This window comes from Pararhizobium sp. IMCC21322, assembly GCF_030758295.1.
Classification (GTDB): domain Bacteria; phylum Pseudomonadota; class Alphaproteobacteria; order Rhizobiales.
Window position 1 is genome coordinate 3,456,373 of sequence record NZ_CP132335.1, and the last position, 24,454, is coordinate 3,480,826.

The 24,454-nt window shown below is 53.0% G+C and carries 25 protein-coding genes and 1 pseudogene; 11 read left to right on the forward strand and 15 right to left on the reverse strand.

From position 1 onward, the window contains the following. Positions 1-55 precede the first annotated feature (55 nt). Positions 56-451: pseudogene (locus RAL91_RS16185) on the forward strand (glycerol-3-phosphate acyltransferase); the annotation flags it as partial. A 124-nt stretch (positions 452-575) separates the two neighbouring features. On the opposite strand, the gene RAL91_RS16190 reads toward RAL91_RS16185, so the two are convergent. Beyond that, entirely contained in the window at positions 576-1,001 is a 426-nt protein-coding gene (locus tag RAL91_RS16190; protein ID WP_306257293.1) for a GFA family protein, read from the reverse strand. A gap of 466 nt (positions 1,002-1,467) precedes the next feature. On the opposite strand from RAL91_RS16190, the gene RAL91_RS25110 reads away from it, so the two are divergent. Continuing rightward, entirely contained in the window at positions 1,468-1,593 is a 126-nt protein-coding gene (locus RAL91_RS25110) for an SH3 domain-containing protein (RefSeq protein WP_371932551.1), read from the forward strand. Positions 1,594-1,722: 129 nt separating this feature from the next. On the opposite strand, the gene der is transcribed toward RAL91_RS25110, so the two are convergent. From der to RAL91_RS16210, 4 genes are all read right to left on the reverse strand, one after another. Further along, positions 1,723-3,138 (reverse strand): ribosome biogenesis GTPase Der, encoded by a 1,416-nt coding sequence (der, locus tag RAL91_RS16195; RefSeq protein ID WP_306257294.1) that lies wholly within the window; start codon positions 3,136-3,138, stop codon positions 1,723-1,725. 46 nt (positions 3,139-3,184) lie between these two features. Beyond that, positions 3,185-4,582 carry a PQQ-binding-like beta-propeller repeat protein gene (locus RAL91_RS16200; RefSeq protein WP_306257295.1) on the reverse strand — a complete coding sequence of 466 codons (1,398 nt, stop codon included), beginning with the start codon at positions 4,580-4,582 and terminating at the stop codon, positions 3,185-3,187. 33 nt (positions 4,583-4,615) lie between these two features. After that, positions 4,616-5,272: a tetratricopeptide repeat protein gene (locus RAL91_RS16205; RefSeq protein WP_306257296.1), complete on the reverse strand. Its 657-nt coding sequence runs from the start codon at positions 5,270-5,272 to the stop codon at positions 4,616-4,618. A gap of 122 nt (positions 5,273-5,394) precedes the next feature. After that, positions 5,395-5,973 carry an NnrU family protein gene (locus RAL91_RS16210; RefSeq protein ID WP_306257297.1) on the reverse strand — a complete coding sequence of 193 codons (579 nt, stop codon included), beginning with the start codon at positions 5,971-5,973 and terminating at the stop codon, positions 5,395-5,397. Between the two features lie 239 nt (positions 5,974-6,212). Between RAL91_RS16210 and RAL91_RS16215 the strand changes: the two genes are divergently transcribed. Together RAL91_RS16215 and RAL91_RS16220 are read left to right on the forward strand one after the other, a co-directional pair. Further along, the gene (locus RAL91_RS16215) at positions 6,213-6,599 is read left to right on the forward strand and encodes a TraR/DksA family transcriptional regulator (RefSeq protein WP_306257298.1); all 387 of its coding nucleotides are present in this window, start codon (positions 6,213-6,215) and stop codon (positions 6,597-6,599) included. Positions 6,600-6,724: 125 nt separating this feature from the next. After that, on the forward strand, positions 6,725-7,144 hold the full coding sequence (locus tag RAL91_RS16220; RefSeq protein WP_306257299.1) for a L,D-transpeptidase: 420 nt from the start codon (positions 6,725-6,727) through the stop codon (positions 7,142-7,144). A 5-nt stretch (positions 7,145-7,149) separates the two neighbouring features. Here RAL91_RS16220 and RAL91_RS16225 read toward each other — a convergent pair whose 3' ends face one another. Continuing rightward, complete coding sequence (locus RAL91_RS16225) at positions 7,150-7,821, reverse strand: DUF3047 domain-containing protein (protein WP_306257300.1); 672 nt, start codon at positions 7,819-7,821, stop codon at positions 7,150-7,152. Positions 7,822-8,057: 236 nt separating this feature from the next. On the opposite strand from RAL91_RS16225, the gene RAL91_RS16230 reads away from it, so the two are divergent. The 5 genes from RAL91_RS16230 to RAL91_RS16250 all read left to right on the forward strand — a co-directional run bounded on the left by RAL91_RS16230 (position 8,058) and on the right by RAL91_RS16250 (position 11,671). Beyond that, positions 8,058-8,396 (forward strand): helix-turn-helix transcriptional regulator, encoded by a 339-nt coding sequence (locus RAL91_RS16230; protein WP_306257301.1) that lies wholly within the window; start codon positions 8,058-8,060, stop codon positions 8,394-8,396. A gap of 167 nt (positions 8,397-8,563) precedes the next feature. Then, positions 8,564-8,875: a hypothetical protein gene (locus tag RAL91_RS16235; RefSeq protein WP_306257302.1), complete on the forward strand. Its 312-nt coding sequence runs from the start codon at positions 8,564-8,566 to the stop codon at positions 8,873-8,875. Between the two features lie 30 nt (positions 8,876-8,905). Next, positions 8,906-10,219 (forward strand): hypothetical protein, encoded by a 1,314-nt coding sequence (locus RAL91_RS16240; protein WP_306257303.1) that lies wholly within the window; start codon positions 8,906-8,908, stop codon positions 10,217-10,219. Positions 10,220-10,277: 58 nt separating this feature from the next. Then, entirely contained in the window at positions 10,278-11,345 is a 1,068-nt protein-coding gene (locus tag RAL91_RS16245) for a hypothetical protein (protein WP_306257304.1), read from the forward strand. A gap of 59 nt (positions 11,346-11,404) precedes the next feature. After that, positions 11,405-11,671, forward strand: a complete 267-nt coding sequence (locus RAL91_RS16250) for a hypothetical protein (RefSeq protein ID WP_306257305.1) — start codon at positions 11,405-11,407, stop codon at positions 11,669-11,671. 52 nt (positions 11,672-11,723) lie between these two features. Here the strand turns inward: RAL91_RS16250 and RAL91_RS16255 are convergent, their stop codons facing one another. The 5 genes from RAL91_RS16255 to hutI all read right to left on the reverse strand — a co-directional run bounded on the left by RAL91_RS16255 (position 11,724) and on the right by hutI (position 17,379). Further along, positions 11,724-12,098 carry a glyoxalase/bleomycin resistance/extradiol dioxygenase family protein gene (locus RAL91_RS16255; RefSeq protein WP_306257306.1) on the reverse strand — a complete coding sequence of 125 codons (375 nt, stop codon included), beginning with the start codon at positions 12,096-12,098 and terminating at the stop codon, positions 11,724-11,726. A 71-nt stretch (positions 12,099-12,169) separates the two neighbouring features. Further along, on the reverse strand, positions 12,170-13,840 hold the full coding sequence (gene hutU, locus RAL91_RS16260; RefSeq protein ID WP_306257307.1) for a urocanate hydratase: 1,671 nt from the start codon (positions 13,838-13,840) through the stop codon (positions 12,170-12,172). Beyond that, the gene (gene hutG / locus RAL91_RS16265; RefSeq protein ID WP_306257308.1) at positions 13,837-14,634 is read right to left on the reverse strand and encodes an N-formylglutamate deformylase; all 798 of its coding nucleotides are present in this window, start codon (positions 14,632-14,634) and stop codon (positions 13,837-13,839) included. Before hutG ends, hutU begins: the two co-directional genes overlap by 4 nt. After that, positions 14,631-16,169, reverse strand: a complete 1,539-nt coding sequence (gene hutH, locus RAL91_RS16270; protein WP_306257309.1) for a histidine ammonia-lyase — start codon at positions 16,167-16,169, stop codon at positions 14,631-14,633. Before hutH ends, hutG begins: the two co-directional genes overlap by 4 nt. Further along, positions 16,162-17,379 (reverse strand): imidazolonepropionase, encoded by a 1,218-nt coding sequence (gene hutI / locus RAL91_RS16275; RefSeq protein ID WP_306257310.1) that lies wholly within the window; start codon positions 17,377-17,379, stop codon positions 16,162-16,164. The genes hutH and hutI overlap by 8 nt, the downstream gene beginning before the upstream one ends. Positions 17,380-17,455: 76 nt before the next feature. On the opposite strand from hutI, the gene RAL91_RS16280 reads away from it, so the two are divergent. After that, positions 17,456-18,826: a formimidoylglutamate deiminase gene (locus tag RAL91_RS16280; RefSeq protein ID WP_306257311.1), complete on the forward strand. Its 1,371-nt coding sequence runs from the start codon at positions 17,456-17,458 to the stop codon at positions 18,824-18,826. A gap of 74 nt (positions 18,827-18,900) precedes the next feature. Further along, the gene (gene hutC, locus RAL91_RS16285; protein WP_306257312.1) at positions 18,901-19,662 is read left to right on the forward strand and encodes a histidine utilization repressor; all 762 of its coding nucleotides are present in this window, start codon (positions 18,901-18,903) and stop codon (positions 19,660-19,662) included. Here hutC and RAL91_RS16290 read toward each other — a convergent pair. Genes RAL91_RS16290 through hisD form a run of 4 tightly spaced genes read right to left on the reverse strand, consistent with a single transcriptional unit; the run spans position 19,646 to position 24,436 of the window. Continuing rightward, positions 19,646-20,788: an alpha-hydroxy acid oxidase gene (locus RAL91_RS16290; RefSeq protein ID WP_306262969.1), complete on the reverse strand. Its 1,143-nt coding sequence runs from the start codon at positions 20,786-20,788 to the stop codon at positions 19,646-19,648. The genes hutC and RAL91_RS16290 overlap by 17 nt on opposite strands. Before the next feature lie 16 nt (positions 20,789-20,804). Next, positions 20,805-22,100, reverse strand: a complete 1,296-nt coding sequence (locus tag RAL91_RS16295) for a hypothetical protein (protein WP_306257313.1) — start codon at positions 22,098-22,100, stop codon at positions 20,805-20,807. Continuing rightward, positions 22,093-23,106 (reverse strand): zinc-binding dehydrogenase, encoded by a 1,014-nt coding sequence (locus RAL91_RS16300; RefSeq protein WP_306257314.1) that lies wholly within the window; start codon positions 23,104-23,106, stop codon positions 22,093-22,095. Before RAL91_RS16300 ends, RAL91_RS16295 begins: the two co-directional genes overlap by 8 nt. Position 23,107: 1 nt before the next feature. Beyond that, on the reverse strand, positions 23,108-24,436 hold the full coding sequence (gene hisD, locus RAL91_RS16305; protein ID WP_306257315.1) for a histidinol dehydrogenase: 1,329 nt from the start codon (positions 24,434-24,436) through the stop codon (positions 23,108-23,110). Positions 24,437-24,454: the final 18 nt, after the last annotated feature.

The following is a 24,454-nucleotide window of genomic DNA, read 5'->3' on the forward strand; positions in this document are numbered from 1 at the left end:
TGCCATTCGCGAACCGGCACAGCTTGGTTCTATCTCCAGGAACGAAAATGAACAGCTCTCCAGTTGGGTGCCTTGGGCTGTCTCCCTCGCAGGGCTTGCCGTTTTGTTAGGACATAGCCGCTCAATTTGGTTGGGTTTTGCAGGCGGTAAATCTGCAGCGACTGGTTTGGGAGTTTTGTTGGCGTTGTCCTGGCCTGTGGGTCTGGGTGCTGCGATTGTCTTTGGCATTGTGCTCGCAATCATTCGAATTGTGTCCCTGAGTTCAATGTTGGCAGCGCTCGCTGCTGTCGCCTTCATCTTTACCGTGGAGCAGCCGTTACCCTTCAGGCTGCTTGTGCTCGCAGGCAGCCTGTACGTGATCATACGCCATCATGCCAACATCCAGCGGCTGCGGGCGGGCACAGAGCCACGCCTGGGGCAAAGTAGCGCGTCATCGAATCCTGGAAAATAGTACGGTAACTTTCGGCTTTCAGCAGCCCTTTGCACAATTGGTAATAGTGTCGAACGGGTTTGGCTTAAATGGCGGCAGATCGGATTTTTTTGCTGTGGGTGGACTACCCATTTATTCAGAATGGTTACTCATGTGGCTTCCAATCCGGTTGTGTCCTAAACGAAGTGACATCCTCGTCAAGCTGGTCCCAATGCGGTCGGTCACGTTCAAAGATTACCACTTCAACCTTCAACCCGGTGGCGTCGTCCATCGTACCCAACGTTAGCGTCAGATGGTCGGGCGTTCGCGTATTTGTGCCATAAATCGGACTGCCACAGCTTGCACAAAATGCCTTTGTAACTTCGGATGCCTTTTCGGACATATATTTGAATTCATTCAGCTTTCCGCTCAAAACAACCGAGTCTGAAAGGAACATGGCACCGACCGTGTGACCTGTGCCACTTAATCGGCGGCATTCTTCACAATGACATTGTGCAACGATGATTGGTGGTCCGCTGGCCACGTAGGTAACTGCGCCACAAAGGCATTTTCCGGTGTATTTATTGTTCATGAGCAAATCTCTGCAGATTTGGTCGAAGTGCACAAATTTGAAACAAAGTGCGGTTTCCGACCCCTGAATTATGTTGATTTTCTAGCATGGACCGCCAGTTATTTCGGGCCTTTAGCTACACGTTACGCTGTTATCAATTGTGTAAAAGGCAGTTTCGACCGGACTTTGCAACCATTGGCTATACCAGATATTTATCGTATTCTAAAAATCACGCAGAAGGCTCAACTTGTTGGCGGAACAATGGATGCTTGGACGTTACCGCGTGAAAACTGATTGGAAAGCAACCTACCAGGATCCGATCATCTTGAAACAAGGCGAGGAAGTCTGGTTGACCGGAAAATCCGATCATTGGGACGGCCACCTGTGAGTTTGGGCCATAAACCAATTCGGAAAAGAAGGTTGGATACCAAACACATTGGTAAAAGCCGTCGCTGACAGACATTATGCGACCGCTGCGTTTTCGGCAATGGAACTGACATGCGCCATTGGCGATGAATTACTCGCCATAAACAAGACGCATGGCTGGATATGGTGTGCTGCTAAAAACGGTTCCGAAGGCTGGGTGCCTGCAAGAAATCTGGAACCGATATAGCCACAGCTATCCGTTTCGATCACGACACATTGGGCGCCAGGCAGGGTTTTTGACCTATGAAACCGGCGTGGATCGCGCCAACCGGTTTCAAAACCTCAAACGAATGAACAACCTTGTTGAAAAGCACACCTAGGATTTGCGCTTGGCACGACCTTCGTAAGGGTTTTCGCCCTTGCGGAACATAAGCCGAATTGGAATGCCCATCAGTTTGAAATCATCGCGCAACGCATTGATCAAATATCGCTCATAAGCTGCAGGCAGAGCCTCTGGCCGTGAACAGGACACGAAGAAGGTTGGTGGCCGCGTTTTGGACTGGGTCATATAACGCAGTTTGATCCGACGGCCACTGACTGCGGGGGGCGGATGATGGTTCAAAATGCCATCGAGCCAACGATTGAGTTTGGCCGTGGAGATGCGTGCATTCCAGGTTTTGTAAACGTGAAACACGGCTTTCATCAATTGATCGATGCCATTGCCCGCAAGGCCCGAAATCGGCACAACCGGAACACCGCGCATCTGCGGCAGAAGGCGTGTTGCCTCAAGCCGCAGCTCTTTGAGAGCTGCATCGGGGTCTTCAATCAAATCCCATTTATTCAGCGCAATCACACAGCCGCGCCCTTCCCGGGCAATCAACGCTGCAATCTGCAGATCCTGTTTTTCAAACGGCATTGTTGCATCCAGCATGACAACAACAATCTGGGCAAACTGGATGGCTCGCAAACTGTCTGAGACAGACAATCTTTCAAGCTTTTCCTGAACTTTTGCCTTACGGCGCATGCCGGCTGTATCGAACAAGCGGATGGGATTGTCATCCCAGATCCAATCAACAGAAATTGTGTCTCTGGTGATGCCAGCTTCCGGGCCGGTCAACATACGTTCTTCACCAAGCAGATGATTGATGAAGGTTGATTTTCCAACATTCGGCCGACCCACCACAGCGAGCTGCATTGGCCCTCTGGGTTTTTCTTCAGCAGGTGCATCGGGATCGAATGGTTCCTGTTCCTCAGGCTCGATAGCGTCCGGGGCAAATGCTTTGTCACCTTCCGGCCTATCAGCTTCGGAGATGATCCGGATCGCCTGATAAAGATCAGCCATCCCTTCGCCATGTTCTGCAGAAATCGGCACAGGCTCGCCAAAGCCAAGTCTGTAAGCCTCGTAATAGCCCGCCTCGCCCTTTTTGCCTTCTGCCTTGTTGGCAACCGGGATAATCGGTTTGGCGCTTAGGCGCAGAAAATCTGCAAAATGCTCATCGACCGGCGTGACGCCCGCACGCGCATCAATCATGAACAGGCAGATGTCAGCTTCCAGAATAGCTGCTTCAGTCTGGGCCCGCATGCGGCCTTCCAGACTTTCTATGTTTGCTTCTTCCAGGCCGGCAGTATCAATGACATTGAAGGATATGTCCCCGATTTTGCCGTCTCCGGAGCGTCGGTCACGGGTTACGCCGGGCGTATCGTCAACCAGGGCCAGCCGTTTGCCAACCAAACGATTGAACAGAGTGGACTTGCCCACATTTGGGCGTCCTATGATAGCAACAGTAAACATTTAAAGGGGTCCCGGAGATGACCGACGCACAGCGCCGAACATCCTCTTAATTGTAGGCTATCATCGTTCCATCACCAGCCAGCAAAAGAAGTCTGCCACTGGCTGCAATTGGTCTGAGATAGATATCTTTATTCACGTCTCGCGTGCCCAGCAATTTGCCGGTCTGAGCGTCAACAGAAGCAATCTGGCCGTCGCTTGAAGCAGACCACAAAGCGCCGCCGGCCAGAACAGGTCCAGCCCATGCAGTGCGTGAACGCTTTTTGCGAACAACCGGCAATTCAGTGATCCAAAGGGCTTCTCCGGTTGCGCGATCAAGCGCCACCATCCGGTCCTGAAGGTCCTGAATGAATACAGTATTCCCGGAAACGACAGGTGTGAAACTGGAACCAACGCTCCGCTCCCACAAGCGCTCACCGCTGCTCAGATTAACCGCGATTGTACGGCCCGAAACGCCTGTGGCGTAAACCGTTCCATTGGCAATGACCGGCGAGCCAGATACATCGGTCAGACCGGATACGGCAAGATTACGTCCTGACCGCACCACGGCGTCACTCCATTTGGGATCACCGCTTTCAACGTCAAAAGCAATAATTTCACCAGAAGAGTAAGGCACAACGACCGTTGAGCCGGATATTGCGGGGCTGGATGCCGCCAGAATACCGGCTGTTTCGGGAATACCGGTATAGGTCCAAAGCAAAGAGCCATCTGCGGCAGACAAAGCAATAACTTCATTGCTGGCGGTCACCACAAACACCCGTCCGCCTGAATAGGATGGCGCACCACGTGCAGGCTCTTCCAACGGATAGCGCCAGACTTCCTGGCCCGAGCGGCCAATCAAACCAACAACTTCTCTGAAACCGGTCGCTGCATACACAAAGCCACCACCGGAAGCGATGCCGCCACCTGGTGCTGGCTGTTTTTCGCCTTCAGGCCTCAGGGCCACACGCCACAAGCGCGCACCCCCAGACAGTGACGAGGCCGTTACATTGCCTTCCGGATCGTAGACATAGACCCGCCCCTCTTCCACAACCGGGCCGGATGAGGCGCGAACATTGCGGCGGCCCGGACGTTCCGCAACTTGTGCCGACCATGCGCGGTTGCCACCACCACCGGACAGAGACACGTTTCCTGGATTGTTGGCGTCATTCCCGGCAGGATTGTTCCAGTTAGACAAGGCGGCAGCAGGCGCGATGGAGGCCGTTCTGGTACCAGAAACCAACAATGGGTCGGAAGACGGCAAAGCCTCACGACGGGCGCCGGGCAGCAATTGCTCTTCTTCCGCGAACGGATTGATACTCTTTACGCTATCAGCAAGAACATCGATGCCGGCACACCCGGTCAGGGACGCCAGAACAGTTCCAAGCACTCCGAATTTGAACAAAGTGCGGCGGACTCCAGTTGGTTTCGATACTGAGTTGCACGGCTTCGCGTAAGTATTGTTCATAAATCAGCTCTTTGTCTGGCAGTGAACCCGGACTTACCCTGCGTCCGCGCCTTCAATCAACGTTTTCAGAATCTGCGCCCGCGACCGAACGCTTTGGAGCGATTCAACATCTTCCAAAATCAAATCCAATGTAGTTGTGGCGGTTTCATGGTCACCAGCCCGATAAGCTGCCAGCGCAATGTACTCTCGCGCGCTGTGTCGCCAGGAGCTGTTGGGGTTTGCAAGCACCGCAAGACGGGTTTGAACATCTTCCAAAGTACCTGTGTCCACCAACAGAAGCCCTGCCCTTAACTGGGCAAGTGATTTCAATTCGTCGCTCTTGGTCGTCTCGGCAATTCGATCGAACTCGGCAACCGCCGCATCCACATTGCCCTCATCGGCCAATTCCGCAGCAATGCGGAACCGCGCTAAAGAAGCATAGCCTTCGTGACCCCCATCAGCGATTGACTGAAATCCCTTCAGCGCCTCGGCATCCTCGCCATCTTCGGCCAGTTGCAAAGCTTCCATGAACGCATCGCCAGCACTTTGGGCCGCCTGCTCCTGATAGTAGCTCCAGCCGCGATAGCCAGCGGTCGCTGCTACAACAATGACAGCCGTAGCAATAATGAAAACGCCAAAACGGTCCCATATGTTTTTAAGAAATTCACTGCGGAGATCTTCATCGACCTCTCTTGCAAATTGATCAGACATTACTGGCCTTACTGCTAAAACGAAGGACAGCCGGTGTCGCAGAAATTTGCGCCCGGCTTGAGATTTGGTTGGACAATATCTGTTGCGTCTGTCTTAGGCAATCACGAAACGAATTAATTCCATTAAACGAGTGGTGCGACCCCAAACAACCATTCATGAGCATACAGAGCAAAAACGGCCCAAACCCCTGCCCCGATGACGATGGCGAGCAGATCATTGCGCACAGGCCCTGCCAAAAAAGCCAGGCTCATCTGCCGGTCGCGCCGCAGCGCTGCAAAAAGGACCAGCACTGACCAGACCAGAATTGAACCGAACAAGAGCACTTCGTGCGACATACCATTGATCAGCAAATGTGCGCTGGCCCAGACCAGAACACCGACAGTCATGGGGTGTCTCAGGTTTGCTTTGATGCGCCCGGGGGGCAGATAAGCCGCTGCCACGAACACAAATGCCAGCAGCGTCAGCAGCGCAGACACATGCAGCAATGCAAATGGTGGCACCCAGACAACACTCGCATTTTCTGCAGCCGGGTTGAAGCCCAAGACAATCAGGATCAGGCCTGCAACGCTGAGGATCGTGTAGATTGCCCGCCAACTGCCAGCGCCGAAAGTGTTGATGGCCCAGACCCGAACAGGTTCAAAGAAGATCCGTGTTGAATGGATTCCCAGGAACAGGATGAGCCCGATGATCAGTAGCGTCATGAATGAATGCTCCATGCTGCAAAAGGTAGAATCACCTTTTGATATAATTTAGCGCGCTCTTTTTCAATGATTTGCCGGTTAAGGCTAGCCGTCAGCGTCACAATTTTTCGTGTTTGGGCAATTGAGCCCCGCCCGATTTCTTTCTCGATTAGCAGAAGTGATCTGCTAAATGACCCTCCAGAGTGACAGGTTGGAATGTTGCGTTCGTGATACAAGAGCCTATCCTGTGATAAATTCGCTTGATTTCACTGTTGAAAGCAACTGGTGCCATGCCGCTATCCGCTCAACAAATCGCCACGTTCAAAAAGGAGTTGCTGCAGCAACGCGCGCTGCTTGAGACAGCAGCAGAGCAAACCGAAGCAGACCGGGCACCCGTCGCCCTGGATCAGCAATCTGTCGGGCGGCTGTCACGGATGGATGCCATGCAGGTTCAGGCCATGTCGCAGGCGCAACAGCGCAAGCGTGACACAGATCTGCGAAACATCATTGGCGCACTGAGCCGAATTGAAGACGGCGAATTTGGCTATTGCACAAATTGTGGTGAACAAATCGCCCTTAAGAGACTGGCGGTCGATCCGTCAGTCAGACAATGCATTGCTTGCGCCTCCACCAATGAATCATCCTGAATTTTCTATTAATCACAAAGTGTTACAGAATTTACCGAACATAAAGAAGCCGATCCTAGAGTGTGTCCAGCCGAAGTTTTCGATAAGGCTACACTATGCCGTTCTCCAGTTTTAAAAAGACCGCCATGTTACTGGCTTGCAGCCTGTTGCTCGCGTTGCCGTTAAGTATGGGCAACGCAGACGCTGCAAAAGTTGTCGCCAGAGTGGATCTTTCTGATCAAAAGATGCGCGTTTACATTAATGGTGTACCCAGACATTCCTGGAAAGTATCAACAGGCCGGAGCGGCTATCGCACACCGGTTGGCAGCTACCGCCCGACCCGCACGCACAAGATGTGGCATTCGCGCAGTTATAACATGGCGCCAATGCCCTATTCGGTGTTCTTCCATCGTGGCTATGCGGTGCACGGCACCAACCATGTCAGCCGTCTTGGCCGCCCGGCCAGCCATGGCTGTGTGCGCCTGCACACGAGCAATGCAAAGCGCCTCTACAAGCTTGTCAAAAAATATGGCCGTTCAAACGTCCAGATCAAAATCCAGCGCTAATTGCACTAATTCAAGGTAATCGAACTAAGCGAAGACCGCGAATTACTGCCAGTATCGTCGGAATCAGACGATATCGCCAGACCGACCAGCACCTCTGGTTCGGTTCCAAATGCGCGGCGATAATCTGCCGCAAGATCAACATTCTCCGAAAATGAACCAGTCCCCGCAGCGCGCTTGACGATGGTTGTTCCCCGTCCAGAGAAGTAAGGGCTCGGCACATAGCTGCCCGCGCCGTGCTGGCCGCCATGCACATAAATCAGCATGCGGCTGCTGCGTTTCGTCAAAAGGCTTTTGATGTTCGGATTGTTACCGGCACGTTTTGCGGTCTTCTGATCGGTAAAGACGAAATACAAAGCGATATTCCGGTCATCCCCACCCTTTTTCGCCAGATTTGTGGCGGGTACAGACGATTGAACCGACCAGTTCCAACTGGCTTTGGTCGCATCACGCGCGGATTCCGGGACAGGCTTGTAGATCACAGATGAACTCTTTGAGGCTTCGATCGAGAGAGTTGTGCCGCCAAATCCATATTTCGTTTTTGGTATTGACCTGAAATTGATAGATTTCCAACCGCCATCAAATTCAACCGTTTCCGCGTTCACAAACGAAACCGGCGCCACGACGAGTGAAGCGGACATGACGATGAGCGCGGCAAGACCTGAAATCCTGAAAGTCATAGAGTAAATCCTTTTTGTGACACAACGTCTTAAAGGAGTTACGGATCACGTGCGCTCATGGATGAGTCACACTATTGTGATTGACCGCATCCAGACAGAATTTGCTGCCTGACTGCAGATTTCAGGTTCCCAGCCACCTCAAAATAATTTCTATTTAAAACCGTATAAATTTCTTATGTACACGCCAGAGATTATCCCTGCCCATCATTGAAACGAAAAATGGGGGGCGGAGAAACATGGCGCATTGGGGAAATCGACTGTGCACGATCCTGAAAATCCGTGGGTTCCAGAAGTCCTATGCAATCGCCCACGCGCTGGGGGTGAATGAAAGCACGGTCAGTCGCTGGAAACAGGGAGAGCCCATTTCCATGCAGCATGGCATTGCGCTATGCCGTTTCCTCGGCGTTTCCATGGATTGGCTGTTTCTGGGCGAAAACCTGGAAGCAACATCATTTCCAACGAACAAAGTTCTCTTGACCATGGAATTGGCGCGGCTTCTGCAGAAGCATCCGCCAGCCGTAACTTCCGCGATGATCCAGCTCGTCGAGGTGATATCGACCCCTTCCGACGATTGACAATGCATCCGACGCATCATTTTGCCGCTTATCTTGCGCCCTGCGCAACACCTAGCGGGGTGATCTGCCCTCTCTTTATGCAATCCTGAATTGCGCATTTACGGAAAATATCTACCCAAAGATGCGCTTCATTTTAACAAATGTATCGCAAGAGAAGGGAGATAATCATGCCGCAAATTCATAGTGTTGTCGTCCAAAACCTCAACAACGGAATGCAGTGGGTGACACAGCATCAGGCAAGTTTTGCTGGCCCCAACTGGGTTGCCTGCAACGCCATTCCGCAAAATCCTCCGCCAGGTGGGTTTTTGAACAATCTGCATAGTTACCAGGTGAATGGCATCCGGTTGGATGGCATGGGGGGATTCATTTCCAACGCCCTCGTTGAGAGCAATTTGAGCGATCCACCTCTGGTGTTCGTCTTCACCGCCCCACCACCACCGGCTCCAATTAACAATGGCGGACCCGCAGCGGCTGCCTGAACACTTTGAGTTCAACAATGGAGAACGACCATGGATAATCAAAATCTATTCAGCCAAAGCTATGATCAAATTACCAAGCAGATCCTCGGCAGCGGCAATAACTACTTCCAGATGCTCGGCAACCCTCAGTCATTCAACTGGCCTGTGGTGGCTTCCGGTCAATTAGCGCCACAGGCGTACCAGCTTATGAGTGCCGCGCCTGTTTACAGCCCCGTCGGCACGTTTGGCGGCGTAGGGACATCCACCCTGTTTGACAATTACCGTCAGGTTTTCGGGCATGTTGGCTTTAATAACAGCCCGGAAATTGAGCAGCAAATCAATGATTTATCCGATAATGTGACGACCGCTCAGAACGAGATCACAAAAACCTGGACAAATGCAAACACTGCCTATCTCACCGCGAAACAGAATGGCGGTGTTATCTTTGAAGCGCAATATCCATCACTTGCTGATTGGATGGCCGGTCCTGGCTCCAGCTATGCAACGGAGGCCGAAACCTGGACCAAAAAGGCAGACGCAATCCTGAAGCAGATTCAGTCTCTGAATGCTGCAAACCAGCCAACGGAACTGTCGGATGCGCTGGCACTCATGGCCCGTCCAACCACTTCGCCAAGCTCCGGCGATGCACCACGTGGATGGACCAAAGTTGCCAACGGGGCTGGCGTGCTGGAATGGCAACCGAGTTTTACCATTTCAACATCAAGCCAAAGCTGGCGTCAGGAGCTGACCAAAGGCACTATCGGTGAAAAATCGGTCACACTGGATGCCTCCAAAAGCGACAGCTCCATCACCAAATCATGGGCCGGGGCAAATGTATCTTACGGCACACCGTTCTGGGGTGTTTACGCAAGCGGAAAATGGTCTGAAACAAACATCACAAAGTCAGACAATTCCGTCACCGCAACGGTGAAGATGCAATCCGCAACCAATGTGCTGATCACACCGGGTGCATGGTACATTGGTGGTTTCCTCAAACAAATGGCGAATGCCGGTACCCAGGGCACAGGCTACAGCATCCTGCAGCCCTATTCGTCGACCGGCGGCGATCACCCGCTGTTTGGTGCAAATGGCATTTGCTCCACCATGGTGACCGGGCTCGTTGTTGCTTACAAACCTTCATTCTCGATCACAATGAAAAGCAGCACCTACAAAAGCTTTGAACAATCCATCAGCGCTTCCGCAGGTTTGCGGATCGGACCGTTCAGCTTTGGCGGCTCCGGCGGCCATTACCAACATGATGTCTCAACCACAGGCAACTCCACCACTGTCACCGGCGGTTCAACGTCCGATGATCCAGTGATCCTTGGTGTGACGGTGGGCTTTCCCGGAACTGAAAAACCCTGACTTGATAAACCAATACAGGTTCGGCGCACGCGCCGAACCTGTTTGAGGAGTTGATAGGATGGATGGAATTTTTTCGACATTTCTGGACGAACTGGCACAATTTGCGAGCGCAGATGATGATGTCGAATCCGCGCCAGTCGCCAGGAAGATGAGAGTGCCAGGCGCTCCGATAATTACAATGGCGCGCCGTGCTCCACCTCCTCCTCTTTCACGGTCTGCCACACCGCTAACTGGCCGAAACCAGGTGCTGGTGCCCTCACAGAACTGGGATTGGTCAACGTCGGCCAACGGGTCAATTCCGACGAACCAGTTTTATCTGGCTGACAATCTGCCCCAATCCACCCAGAATGGTAGCGAATTTGCCAGTTCGTCCGACAGTTTCAGCAAAAACTATCGGTTGTTTCTCGATATGATCGATGTGGCGACCTTTCCTGCTTCTGTTGGCCTGCAACAGGCCAAGCAACGCATCACCGCGCCAACATCCAGTCCTGCCAGCGGAACCGCACCTCCCGGATGGACCAAAATCATGCCGGCAGGTGTGCTCAGATGGGCCCCTAACTGGGTTGCCAGTCAAACCAGTAAAAACTGGACCAATGAAGCAATTACCAAACCGCCCGGAAAGCCTCAAACGATACGGATATCGTTTAAAGCTGGAGGACAGCCAAGCGCAGTTGCCCGTGATTTGATAACAAACCACCCGACCACCCAGCCAGAACGCCTGCTGAGAACGTTCAGTGGTGTTTCCATAACCGCAAAAAATTGGGGCAAGATCACGCTTTCCCCCGGCGACTGGTTTGAATCGGGACTGCTGCAGGTCGGCCAGAGCTATATGAAGAACCCGGAGATGTTTTTCGGGTCCAGTGGCCTGCTGCGCGGACGGGTGTCAGCATTTTACGTGGGCTTTGATGTCTCGCTTAAGTTTTCAAGCGATCAGAACCTCACGCAGGCCCAACAATCCAGCATCACGCAGAACCGAGATTTGGAATTATTGGGCATTCCGCTGGCGCTGGATCAGACAAGCTCCGACTTGACCGGCAGCATGCCGACAATCGCCTACACCCAAACCCGGAAATCGCCCGAAATCATAGCAGTGGAAATTGAAACCTACCCACTCATAGGCACCTGACCCAACGTCAGTGCCCAGCCAACCAAACCCGCAATAATGCAAAAAAGAAAGGAAATCCCATGCCCACCATTACACTCGCAACGACAGGAACCAACAAAGAGAATATTCTGACAGTCACCTTGCAAGGCATTGGCCATGGCGGAGGCGCACGCTGGGGCGGCGTAAATGGCTTTCAGTTCAACGAGACTGCCAATGTGCCCGCCGGCAAGTACAAGGCCACATTCACAGTGCCGGGATACACAAATGATGAAGATATTGAGATCCGCGGAAGCGGCACGCTGACCGTGGAAGACAATGAGGATAACTACGATATTTCTTTTGCATGATGAGATCAGGGAACCCGGCAAATAAATGGTTTCAGACACTATTTACAGCGCTTCAACCTTCACTTTCCTGCCGGGAAACCCACCAAACTGTGCCGTTCTTGTCGCGGACACCGCCTCTGCGGTCGCCGTCATCTTTCACTTCCAGCTTTTGAACAAGCGTGCCACCGGCATTGATGGCCCTGACAAACACGGCTTCAACGTCAGAGACATAAAGATGGATATGCGCGTTGGACCCTCCCGGCATCTGGCCGATCATGACAACACTGTCACCTATACGAGCCTCCGCATGCATGATCTCACCATTGTCTCTCAGATGCACCCGCAGCTGCTCACCAGAAAACGCATCGCGAATAAAGTTCAGAGTTGCCTGCGCATCATCGACAATCAGATAGGGTGAAATGTCCGTATAGCCAGTTGGTTTATACATGTCTGCACCTCCTAAGCCCAGACTCTAGCAAGCAAGGCTTTTGATGTGAAGACGCCTGACTGAAAACCCGATCAATTGCCCAGGATTCCTGGCAGGCGAAGATTGTTTTCCTGTGCGCATTCAATAGCGTCTTCGTAGCCAGCATCCGCATGGCGCATCACGCCGGTGGCGGGATCGTTCCATAACACACGTTCAATCCGCCGGTCTGCATCTTCTGTACCGTCACAGCAGATCACCATGCCTGAATGCTGGGAAAAGCCCATACCAACACCGCCACCATGGTGCAAAGACACCCAAGTCGCTCCGCTGGCCGTATTCAACAAAGCATTCAAAAGTGGCCAGTCTGATACAGCATCAGACCCGTCCTTCATGGCCTCGGTCTCGCGGTTCGGAGACGCCACGGAGCCAGAATCCAGATGATCGCGTCCAATGACAATTGGTGCGGATAATTCGCCATTCCGGACCATTTCATTGAAAGCCAGGCCCAGCTTGTCCCGCACCCCAAGACCGACCCAGCAAATTCGGGCTGGCAGCCCCTGAAATGCAATGCGCTCGCGTGCCATATCCAGCCAGTTATGCAGATGTTCGTCCTGAATAAGTTCCTTCACCTTGGCATCGGTCTTGTAAATGTCTTCCGGATCGCCTGACAGCGCGCACCAGCGGAACGGGCCGATGCCCCGGCAGAACAACGGGCGAATATACGCCGGTACAAACCCCGGAAACGCAAAGGCATTTTCCAGCCCCTCATCCTTGGCCACCTGACGGATATTATTGCCATAATCCAGCGTAGGGACGCCTTTGTTCCAGAAATCCACCATCGCAGCTACCTGCACTTTCATGGAAGCACGGGCGGCTTTCTCAACTGCCTTTGGATCGCTTTCCTGTTTTTCTCGCCATTCCGCCACGGTCCAACCCTGAGGCAAATAGCCATGAACAGGATCATGCGCACTTGTCTGATCGGTCACAATATCGGGATGAACTCCGCGTTTCACCAGTTCCGGAAATACATCAGCCGCATTGCCAATCAGGGCGACAGATTTTGCTTCACCGGCTTTGGTCCAGCGCTCGATCATGGCCAGCGCTTCATCCAGTGAATTGGTCTTTTCATCGACATAGCGTGTACGAAGACGAAAATCCGCACGGGTTTCATCGCATTCCACGGCAAGGCAGCAAGCCCCGGCCATCACGGCTGCAAGCGGCTGCGCACCGCCCATGCCGCCAAGACCGCCGGTCAGTATCCATTTACCGGTGAGAGAACCACCATAATGCTGACGACCCGCCTCAACAAAGGTTTCATAAGTGCCCTGAACAATGCCCTGCGTTCCAATGTAAATCCACGATCCGGCCGTCATCTGGCCATACATCGCCAGACCTTTTTTATCCAATTCGTTGAAATGATCCCAGTTTGCCCAGTGCGGAACCAGATTGGAATTGGCAATCAGGACACGCGGCGCGTCCTTGTGAGTTTTGAATACACCAACCGGCTTACCGGACTGAACCAACAGGGTTTCATCATCTTCAAGGTCTTTCAGACTGGCAACAATCTGATCGAAATCATGCCATGTCCGTGCAGCACGACCAATGCCGCCATAGACCACCAATTCGTGCGGGTTCTCCGCGACATCCGGATGCAGGTTGTTCATCAGCATCCGCAACGGCGCTTCGGTCAGCCAGCTTTTGGCATTCAACTCAGTGCCAGTGGGCGGATAGACGTCACGAGAATTTTTACGAGGGTCATTCATCTTGTTGATTCCTGTATTCCTTGCCCGAGGGCCGTCAGAATTTCGGTCAGATAGGGACGCAATTGCGCTGCAAGATCAGGCCGGTAGGTCCAAGGCACCGCCTCATCCATGTAGGCGCGCTGCGCCAATTCCATCTGGATGGCATGCACGCCGGTTTTCGGCTGGCCATAGTGACGGGTCGTCCACCCACCCTTGAAGCGCCCATTGATCACATGGTCGTAACCCACTGCGTTCCTGCAGATATCAAGAGTGGCAGCTTCAAGCGAATTTGCACAGGTCACACCATTATTTGTGCCAATGCTGAACACCGGCAGCGTGCCTTCAAACAGAAAAGGAATATGCGAGCGAATGGAATGACAATCATAAAGAATGGCGTAGCCGTGGATGGCTTTGACACGCGCAATCTCAGCAAGAAGCGCATCATGATAGGGTTTATGAAAGGCCACCCGACGCTGCTCACATTCACTGTCGGTCGGCTCTTCACCGTCCAGCCAGATAGGATTTCCATCAAAGTCCGTGGTCGGACAAAGGCCAGTGGTATTCTGTCCGGGATAAAGCGAGTGCCCCTCAGGATCACGATTGGCATCAATGACATAGCGATGAAACGACGCCCTCACGACTGTCTGTCCAGGCAGCAAGCCTTCATATAAGCGCGTGATATGCCAATCTGTATCAGCAAGGCCTTTGCCGCGCTCGTTCAACCGTGCGTGTAGTTCCTCCGGCACATATGTGCCACCATGGGGTTGGCCGAGAACAACAGGGTTGTTGCCTTGCTCTACATCAACCGGGTTCATGCCGCCAACTCCGGCAAGTCAGTCCCGGAAGCCTGCAAAATTTCCAGCGAAGAGACCAACTGACAGGCGGCCTCCAGATCAGGTGCCATGTAACGATCTTCACCGATTGTCTCTACATCTGCACGCAGTCGCGCCAGAACGTTTTGCAAAGGTTTGCTGGTCGCCAGCGGCGCACGAAACTCAATCCCCTGTGCCGCACACAGCAATTCCACGCCCAAAATGTTGTTCAGATTGGCCGTCATCCGCAACAGACGACGCGCACCATGGGCAGCCATGGACACATGGTCTTCCTGATTGGCACTGGTCGGCGTGCTGTCTGTCACGCACGGATTGGCCAGATGTTTGTTCTCACTCATCAAAGCCGCAGTCGTAACTTCGGCGATCATCAAGCCCGAATTCAAACCCGGATTGGGTGTCAGAAAGGGTGGCAAATCATGGTTCAGCGCAGGATCGACCATCAGCGCAATACGGCGCTGCGCAATGGCCCCGATTTCGGCAATGGCCAACGCAATCATGTCAGCTGCAAAGCCAACCGGCTCGGCATGAAAATTACCGCCAGACACGATGATTTCCGGGTCCGTCAGAACCAGTGGATTATCGGTCGCCGCATTCGCTTCAATCTCAAGCGTCATGGCAGCCTGGCGCAACACATCCATCGCAGCGCCTGTCACCTGCGGCTGACAGCGAATGCAATATGGGTCCTGCACCCTTGTATCGTCCTCAATATGGCTTTCGCGGATGATGGAGCCGTCCAACAGCGCACGGATAGAGGCCGCAGCTTCGATCTGGCCGCGATGGCCCCGCAAAGCATGTATTTCGGGCTGAGTGGGAGCCGTAGAGCCCATAATGGCATCCGTAGACATGGCGGAGGTCACAAGCGCGTTCTGGGCAGCCCGCCATGCTTCAAACAGACCAGCCAGTGCAAACGCGGTTGAAAACTGGGTTCCGTTGATAAAGGCCAGACCTTCCTTGGGGCCAAGAATAACCGGTGTCAGACCGGCTTTCTCCAGAGCCTCAGCTCCGGACATCACTGTGCCCTGATACTCTGCCCGGCCTTCACCAATCACAACAGCGGTCATATGCGCCAGCGGCGCCAGATCGCCCGAAGCGCCAACGGAACCCTGTGCCGGGATGACAGGCGTTACGCCCCGCGCCAGCATCTGCTCCAGCAACTCCACGCAATCCCACCTGACGCCAGAGGCACCACGCCCGAAGGACAGCAGCTTCAAAGACATCATCAGCCGAACCATATGGCGCGGGATTGACTCACCAACACCGCAGCAATGGCTCAAAATGAGATTACGCTGCAGTGTTGCTGCATCTTCCGAAGCAATTTTGATACTGGCAAGTTTTCCAAAGCCGGTGTTCACGCCATAAATCGGCACATCACCTTGCGCGGCAATCCGTATGCGCTGGGCCGCGTTCTCAACCGCGTCCTTGCAAACCCGATCCAGCTTTACGCACGCACCATGCCAATAAACATCGCCCAATTCACTTAGTGATACCTGGCCGGGGGTCAGAACCAACTCAGTCAAACGCGCCTCCATAAATGCGCTTTTCCAGCGCGTTGAAACCGATGCGATAGGACAGCTCGGCAGGGTGCTCGACGTTCCAGATGGCCAAATCGGCACGTTGGCCAATTGCAATTGTTCCCGTGTCTGAAAGACCCAAAGCTGACGCGGCATTGCGCGTCGCGCCCGCCAAGGCTTCTTCCGGCGTCATTCGAAACAACGTGCAGGCCATATTCATGGATAGGAGCAGCGATGAAGTCGGCGACGAACCCGGATTGCAGTCAGTCGCCACAGCCATAGTCACACCGTGTTTGCGCATCAGCGAAACAGGCGGCTTTTGGGTTTCGCGAAGTGTGTAGAATGCGCCGGGCAATAACACGGCGACCGTGCCACAGCGTGCCATCGCAGCCACCCCATCTTCATCCAGATATTCCAGATGATCAGCCGAGAGAGCTTGATAGTAAGCAGCAAGCTTTGCCCCGCCCAAATTGGATAATTGCTCAGCATGAAGCTTAATCGGCAATCCAAGTTCTCGCGCCACATCAAAGACGCGTGAAATCTGATCGGGTGTAAAACCAATACCCTCGCAAAACCCGTCCACCGCATCCACCAGACCTTCGGCGTGAGCAAGACGCAGTGTCGGAATGCACACATCATCAATATAGGCATCAGGCTTGCCGCTATACTCCGGCGGAACTGCATGAGCTCCCAAAAACGTGGTTTGAATACGGACCGGGCGCAGCGTGGCAATGCGCCGTGCGACCCTCAGCATTTTTAACTCGGTTGCTTGATCAAGCCCGTAACCCGACTTGATTTCAATCAGACTGACGCCTTCTGCGATCATGGCGTCAATGCGTGGCAGCGCATCGGCCAGCAGATCGACTTCGCTGGCGGCCCGGGTAGAGCGAACGGTTGAGACAATGCCCCCACCGGCCCTGGCAACTTCCTCATAAGAGGCACCGTTCAGGCGCATCTCGAATTCCTGCGCGCGGTTGCCACCATGCACTGCATGGGTGTGGCAATCAATCAGAGAAGGCGTTACCAGGTTCTGACCAAATTCATGTCTGGAATATGCTGAAAAGCTGTCGGGCAAGTCAGCCTCTGGGCCAACCCAAACGATCATTCCATCAGCAACCGCAATGGCAGCGTTTTCCAGCAAGCCATACGCTTCGCCGCTATCAGGGCTCATCGTTGCGGCTGATCGACAGGTCAGGACATAAGGATCGTGGGTCATCGCTCTTCAATTTTGTGATTGTCAGACCCCACCATAATCCGGTAAGAATAATATGTCTATACATAAGGAATGTCAGATGAGAATCTTTTCAAATCGTGCCTGGCTCTCAACCAACTGGACTGAAAATGTGCGCGTCACCATTGATGACGGCACAATCACCGAAATTGAGAGAGTGGTAAGCGCTGATCCAGCCGACATTCAGGTAGATACGCTTTTGCCAGCACAGGCGAATTTGCACAGCCACAGCTTTCAACGCGCCATGGCCGGCATGACTGAGTACCGTGCCGCCGGACGAGACAGTTTCTGGACATGGCGGACCCTGATGTACAAGTTTCTGGACCACCTCACGCCAGAGCAGATGGAAGCCATTGCAGCCCTGGTTTTCATGGAAATGCAGGAAGCTGGATATGCATCCGTTGGAGAGTTTCACTATGTCCACCACCAGCCTGGCGGGCAATTCTATGACAATCGCTCAGAACTATCAGCGCGCATTCTTGCGGCAGCATTGAAAACCGGCATCGGGCTTACGCATCTGCCGGTGCTGTACACTTATGGCGGCGTTGAGAAAGCACCGCTGGCAGGAGGCCAGAAGCGTTTTGGCAATTCTGTCGACGAGTTCTTCCTGTTACTGGAAGAAATTGAACTGGCAATGATCGATACACCGGCAGATTACCAGCTTGGCATTGCGCCCCATTCACTACGCGCGACCTCCCCTGAAGAATTGAGCGAACTCATATCGCGCCATGACACAGGGCCAATCCACATGCACATTGCCGAACAGCCGAAGGAAGTTCTTGAAGTCTCTCAATGGCTGGGACAAAGGCCTGTAGAATGGTTGCTGGAGCATCATGATGTAACACCAAACTGGTGCCTCATTCACGCAACGCACATGACCGATGCAGAAACCAAAGCCCTTGCCCGCTCTGGCGCCGTGGTAGGCCTGTGCCCCATAACAGAAGCCAATCTGGGTGATGGGCCGTTCAATGGAGCCACATTCCTTGAGGCGGGTGGAAAATTCGGCATTGGGTCGGATTCAAATATCCGAATTTCGGTGGCGGAAGAACTGCGCACATTGGAATACAGCCAACGCATGCGCGATTTGAACCGCAACATATTGGTAAAAAAATCAGGGTCTGTCGGGCAAAACCTTTATCTCAGTGCCGCTCATGGTAGCGCTCAAGCCATCAACCGAAACGCAGGCAAGATTGAAACAGGATTTTTGGCAGATCTTGTGGCGATAGATAGCACAAGCCAATATCTGTGCGCCCTTACTCCAGAGCAATTGTTTGACGGATTTTGCTTCCCCGCAGATGACCATGTCATAACCGATCTTTGGTCCGCCGGGCGGCATATGGTTCAGGACGGCAGACACGTTAAACGCGATAAAATCCTGACGGATTACCGCAAGGCAATTCGTGATCTGACCGGAGCACTGAACACTGGGTAAATCCGAAGGATTGTGGAAAGCGGAAATCACACAAGCCGGTTTCCTCTCACCTTTAACATGTATATACTTGGGGAATGAGAGCTGCCCCGAAAGCCCCTGAAGAGTCCGGTAAAGAATCTGGCAAAGACGAGCCCAGATCGCTGCATTTGCGGATTCTGGAAGAAGTTCAGGACAACATCGTCTCTGGCAGATGGCCGCCAGGATTTCGCATTCCCTTCGAAACCGAGATGGCACGCGAATATGGCTGCTCGCGCATGACCGTGAACAAGGTTTTGACGCAACTAACCCAATCCGGGCTTTTGGTCAGAAACCGCAAATCCGGCACCTTTGTTAAAGCCCCGCAATCCTTGTCAGCAGCATTGCAGATTACAAGCATCCGCACGGAAGTGGAGCAATCCGGCAAAACCTATTCCTACACGCTTCTGGGCGATGAGGTCCGGGCTTTGAAGGCAGAGGAACAAACCCGTTTTGGATTCCAGGAATTGGATCAAGTGCGTGAAATCACGTGCCTTCATTCCGCAAATGGAGCACCATTTTGTCTGGAAGAACGCATCATCAACATGGAAGCGGTTCCTGAAATACGGCAGGTGGATTTTACAGAAGAAGCCCCCGGAAACTGGTTGCTTAAAAAGGTTCCGTGGAATTCAGCGGAACATCAGATCATGGCGGTCTCTGCCTCTGATCACGTCGCCAAAGCATTACAGATTGCAATGAGTGATGCCTGCCTTGTTGTCGAGCGGACGACGCAAAATGAAAAGGGGTATGTCACCTGGGCAAAATTGTCGTATCCAGGTGATCAGCATCGCATGTTTGCCAGTTTCACCCCAACCGGCTGACGCACTCTGCGCCATTGGACTGCAATTCCTTCACGCCTGACAGCCCCATCAATTTAAGTGTAATGGACAGTTCGACGGACAGAATATCGATTGCCTTTTCAACACCTTCACGCCCGCCAGCGGCCAGTCCAAAAGCGTAGGCACGTCCCAGCAGCACACCGCTTGCGCCCAAAGCAAGCGCAATGGCAATTTCACTGCCACGGCGAAAGCCACCATCGATCAAAACACAAAAATCCGGCCCCACCGCTTCCCGAACGGATGGCAGAACCGAAATTGTGGAACTGGCGAAATCCAGCTGACGACCACCATGATTTGAAATCACAACCGCATCTGCACCGCAGTCTTTGGCGATTTTGGCATCTTCAGCGGAAAGAATGCCTTTTACCACCAATCGTTTCTTCCATTTGCTACGCAGCCATTTGACATCATCCCAGGTCAGCGAAGCATCCAGCCGACCAGACAGGTTGGACGCCTGTTCCAGCGCGCCTTTGCCAAACTCCGGATAATCCGCCACCGCTTCCACATTGGGTGATCCGGCGCGCAGAATATCCAGACACCAGGCCGGACGCTGCATCATGGAAAATGCGAGTGCAGGCGTAATTTTGGTAAGCGCCCGAAACCCATTCCGGACATCCTTCTCCCGCACAGAGGTAACCGAGGTATCTACGGTCAGGTAAAGCACATCAATGTCGGCATCGACAGCAGATTGCAGCAGATCTTCGACGAATGATTTATCGCGATCCATGTAAAGCTGGAACTGCAGATCACCGCCAACTTTCTTGCGAAGTGTCCCGATACTGCCGATTGAGAAGGTCGACAGGCACATAGGAATGCCCTTTGCCTTTGCCGCCTGTGCCGCAAGAACTTCACCTCGGCCCCGATACAGGCCCAAAAAACCAACCGGGCCCAGCATAAAGGGAAGCGCATGCTGCGAGCCAAGATAGTCACAGCTCAGATCAGGCATTTCCTTTTGCTTCAGAACACGTTGGGTCAGGCACCAATTGGAAAAATCAGTCCGGTTGCGCCCGGCCGTGGTCTCTGAAAACGCGCCGCCATCAATATAGTCAAAGAAGATTTTTGGCAGCCGTCGCTGCGCCAAAGTCCTCAAATCGTCAATGTTGACCACTTGCTTCAAGGCGCACCTATATCTGTTTGTCAGGATCAATTGCGTTGAAGAAGTCGGTCACCACATTGTCTCCACTCACCGGTCGCGACCCCACCATGGCGGTGACGTAAAAGCCGATAGCCGATGATGTGGGATTGTGCCGCTCTACATTGCCGCGCAAATTCATCACAAGGGCCGGTGACATCGCCAATGCAGATCGCAGCGTTGCCTCCCAGTTTTCAGGCAACAGGTCCCTGCTCTTCAAATGCATCAGGAAAGGTTGCCAGAATGCTTCCGCCTTTGCGCGCAGCAAACGCTCGCGTACCGGCGTCAGCGCCCAGTCTGTATCTATGGCAAGAGCGCCCTTTTCATAGCTGACACGCGCCTTGAACCGATCTGCCGCAACCTGCGGGTCATACAGCCAGAATGGATGCGCAAAAACATTATGAAACGTTGCTTTGGCCTCGGCCAGAAGCGATGGGAAATGCTCCCCTGCAAAAGCCGGATCGAAATAGGACAGTTGTGCTTCGCCATCGCCATTTTCAAACCAGACATTGGCGTTGTGAGCATCACCATGGGCCACCACACCACCCGCATTTGCAAGATGAGCTGGATGAAGGTTTTCGAGTGCGTTATCGAAAATGTTGCCAATCGTCGAAATCATGTCCTGCCCGTTCAGCACAAGCGTGGCATCCGCCAACTCGGCCCAGGACAATGTGGCACCCGGAAACGCAAATGTTTGATCTATATAGAACTTTTTAAAGCGACCACCCGGAGCTTCCCGTGTCTTGATATCGATGAGACGTTCGTAAAACAGGCGATGGATTGGCTCATTGGCAACTTGCTCCTTGGTGACAGGGTGCAGGCTTTTCTTCGCAACAGTTAAAATTTTTTCGTTCAGCTGACGCTCAGCCAAATCTGCAATGGCAGCGCTCTTTTCATCATGTTCATCGTCCAGTTCACGCAGAACATCAGAAAATCGCCTGTCGTCCCTGCGCCGGTAAACCAATATCTGTTCACCTGGTTGGACGGATGTCAGAACAGGAAGATCAATCGGCAGATTGGCTTTGGCGATCAGATCAGCGCGGTAATATTCCCCGCTCATTTCCTCTTCGCCTTCTTCCTGATGAAACTTGAAGAAAAATCGATCCTTGCTGCCGCGAAAAAATCCGTTGAGCGAGTTGAGCGAATACTGATCATGATTGATCTGTAAATCGTGAACTTCAATGTCGAATGTCTCGACAAGAAACAGCCGGAGTTCCTTCAGCGCCGCAGCCTCATCCGATTTAGCAAGGTCGCGAATACGGGCCGTTCGGGATTGTGGTTCACGCACCGGACACCTCAATCAATGTTTTGATTGCCGGTGATGTACCGGACGAAATCACCCCATAGGCTGCAACGGTCTGGTCCAGCGTAATCCGCTCACCAATTATACCATCAAATTGGTCAGCCCTTTCATGCAGCAATGCAACCGCTTCGGGCAATTCATCTGCGAATGCATGACAGCCGACAATTGAAATTTCACGCTCCACCAGATGAACCGGATCGATGGTCAATTCACCCGATCCAATTCCGACAAGACCGATGGTGCAGCCTGACATTTTTTGCAGCAACATTTCGATGACACCAACATTGCCGGAAGTATCCAGAACATACCTGACAGGCTTTTCAGCGCTGCTGTCAGATTGCGAGAAATCCGCCAGATCAACCACGGCTGCACTAGATAATTCTGCACAACGCTCAGCTCTGATAGCATTCACGTCGCAAACGAACAGCGCGCGACTGGACTTGCAGGTCGAGGCAAGAGCGCTCAATGCGCCTATTGGGCCACACCCAATAATCAGCAATGGCTCATCATTGGGGATGTTCAACAGGTTCAAGGCATGAAGTGCGACAGCCAAAGGCTCTGCCAAAGCGGCGATATCCATCGCAGCATCTGGTTTGCATTTGAGACACAGCTTTGCAGGGACTGTTATAAAATCGGCAAACCCGCCATCAATCGCCTCACCGACAAAGCCCAGGCTTTCGCATAAATGGACCTTGCCTGATCGGCAATTTGCACACTCACTGCAATAATAGCGTGAATCTGCCGCAATCTTGTCACCGACTTCAAGGCCGCTGACATTCGATCCGACAGCTTCGATAATCCCGGAGAATTCATGCCCCGCAATGGATGGTTTTCGGCTGATCCATTGCCCGGTGTTGAAGTTATGGATGTCAGAACCACAAATGCCCGCATAAGCCACCTGAACACGCACCTCATCTGGAGCAGGATCAGGGGCCTTCGCGACGTCTTCACAGCGCAAATCCAGCTTGTCATGCAGTCGAACAGCTTTCATATCAGCGATTGCCCAGATACTTCTGACGCATGTCCGAAACCGCGTTTTCATGGGACGAAAAGCCTTCATAACGCGCCAGAACCCGCGCATGTTTGGCCATCTCCGCATAAGCAGGACGGGTGACGTAGCCAATGGATGAGCATTTGACGAAATCATGCACAGAAAGCGGGCCATAGGTCCGCGCACCTTGGCTTGTAGGCAGAACAGCGTTCGGCCCCAGCGCGAAATTGCCAATGGAAACCGGAGTATGCGGCCCCATCAAAATCTCGGAAGCCTCGGTGATGTGTCCCAGATGTTCGAACGGTTCTGTGGACAGCAGTTCAAGGTGTTCCGGTGCGTAGTCATTGATGAATTTATAGCTCTCTTCCAGCGATGATGTGAGGACGATGCCGCCATTTTCGCCGCACAGCACAGCTTTGGAAAATTCCACGCGCTGCTCTGTCATCTCGGCCCAATGATCAGGAAGCGCCGCCAAGGCTTCTTCTGCAACCCGCCGTGAGTGTGTAACGAGAAATGCGGAACTGTCGGGCCCATGCTCAGCTTCCACCAGCAGGTCAAGCGCCGCCAACCCGCCATGCACGCTTTCATCAGCAAAGATTATCGCTTCCGATGGGCCTGCCGGAAGACCTGGGTCAATCATATCAGACAGGCGCCGTTTTGCGGCCACAACCCACGGGCTGCCCGGCCCGACAATCTTGAGCGCCGGCTTGATCGTTTTCGTTCCAAACGCGGCTGCAGCTACCGCTTGGGCGCCACCACATTTATAGATGGTTTCAACCCCGGCAATACGTGCTGCGACCAGTGTTGCAGCATCGACAGACCCATCGGGCGTCGGCGGTGTGAAAATAGCCAACTCCGGCACCTCTGCCACAACGGCTGGCACCGATGTCATCATGGTCACAGACGGAAATGCACCTTTGCCACGCGGCACATAGAGCGCGACAGATTGAATGGGCGTATAGCGATCTCCGGCAAATGCGCCGGGGCGAATTTCCTTGAACCACATAGGATCAGGCTTCTGCTCTTCATGGAATGATCTGATATTGGTGATACCATATTCAATGGCCTCAATGACCTCGGCATCAACAGTGTCAAATGCCGCATCAAACTCCGCTTCGCTGACTTTCAGCGTGGCTTCCGTTAACGGCTTGGCCCCATCAAACTCACGCCCATAACGGACAAGCGCAGCATCACCTTCTGTTCTCACCGCTTCAATAATCGGCTCCACCTTCTCCATGAAAACAGACAGGTCGGATTCTGATCGCCTCAGCAGATTTTTATAGGCTTCAGAGTTCAGATTTGCGGTTTCGTAAAAAGATACAGATGACATTCTCTAACTAGCCTTCAT

Excerpts from the sequence above, each read along its gene's own strand:
- hutU (WP_306257307.1), bottom strand. The coding sequence starts at position 13,840 with ATGAATGACCCTCGTAAAAATTCTCGTGACGTCTATCCGCCCACTGGC.
- RAL91_RS16230 (WP_306257301.1), top strand. The coding sequence starts at position 8,058 with ATGGCGCATTGGGGAAATCGACTGTGCACGATCCTGAAAATCCGTGGG.
- RAL91_RS16235 (WP_306257302.1), top strand. The coding sequence starts at position 8,564 with ATGCCGCAAATTCATAGTGTTGTCGTCCAAAACCTCAACAACGGAATG.
- RAL91_RS16190 (WP_306257293.1), bottom strand. The coding sequence starts at position 1,001 with ATGAACAATAAATACACCGGAAAATGCCTTTGTGGCGCAGTTACCTAC.
- RAL91_RS16245 (WP_306257304.1), top strand. The coding sequence starts at position 10,278 with ATGGATGGAATTTTTTCGACATTTCTGGACGAACTGGCACAATTTGCG.
- hisD (WP_306257315.1), bottom strand. The coding sequence starts at position 24,436 with ATGTCATCTGTATCTTTTTACGAAACCGCAAATCTGAACTCTGAAGCC.
- RAL91_RS16300 (WP_306257314.1), bottom strand. The coding sequence starts at position 23,106 with ATGAAAGCTGTTCGACTGCATGACAAGCTGGATTTGCGCTGTGAAGAC.
- RAL91_RS16225 (WP_306257300.1), bottom strand. The coding sequence starts at position 7,821 with ATGACTTTCAGGATTTCAGGTCTTGCCGCGCTCATCGTCATGTCCGCT.
- RAL91_RS16280 (WP_306257311.1), top strand. The coding sequence starts at position 17,456 with ATGAGAATCTTTTCAAATCGTGCCTGGCTCTCAACCAACTGGACTGAA.
- hutC (WP_306257312.1), top strand. The coding sequence starts at position 18,901 with ATGAGAGCTGCCCCGAAAGCCCCTGAAGAGTCCGGTAAAGAATCTGGC.
- der (WP_306257294.1), bottom strand. The coding sequence starts at position 3,138 with ATGTTTACTGTTGCTATCATAGGACGCCCAAATGTGGGCAAGTCCACT.
- RAL91_RS16255 (WP_306257306.1), bottom strand. The coding sequence starts at position 12,098 with ATGTATAAACCAACTGGCTATACGGACATTTCACCCTATCTGATTGTC.
- hutI (WP_306257310.1), bottom strand. The coding sequence starts at position 17,379 with ATGACCCACGATCCTTATGTCCTGACCTGTCGATCAGCCGCAACGATG.
- RAL91_RS16205 (WP_306257296.1), bottom strand. The coding sequence starts at position 5,272 with ATGTCTGATCAATTTGCAAGAGAGGTCGATGAAGATCTCCGCAGTGAA.
- RAL91_RS16240 (WP_306257303.1), top strand. The coding sequence starts at position 8,906 with ATGGATAATCAAAATCTATTCAGCCAAAGCTATGATCAAATTACCAAG.
- RAL91_RS16210 (WP_306257297.1), bottom strand. The coding sequence starts at position 5,973 with ATGACGCTACTGATCATCGGGCTCATCCTGTTCCTGGGAATCCATTCA.
- RAL91_RS25110 (WP_371932551.1), top strand. The coding sequence starts at position 1,468 with ATGGAACTGACATGCGCCATTGGCGATGAATTACTCGCCATAAACAAG.
- hutG (WP_306257308.1), bottom strand. The coding sequence starts at position 14,634 with ATGAACCCGGTTGATGTAGAGCAAGGCAACAACCCTGTTGTTCTCGGC.
- RAL91_RS16200 (WP_306257295.1), bottom strand. The coding sequence starts at position 4,582 with ATGAACAATACTTACGCGAAGCCGTGCAACTCAGTATCGAAACCAACT.
- RAL91_RS16220 (WP_306257299.1), top strand. The coding sequence starts at position 6,725 with ATGTTACTGGCTTGCAGCCTGTTGCTCGCGTTGCCGTTAAGTATGGGC.
- RAL91_RS16250 (WP_306257305.1), top strand. The coding sequence starts at position 11,405 with ATGCCCACCATTACACTCGCAACGACAGGAACCAACAAAGAGAATATT.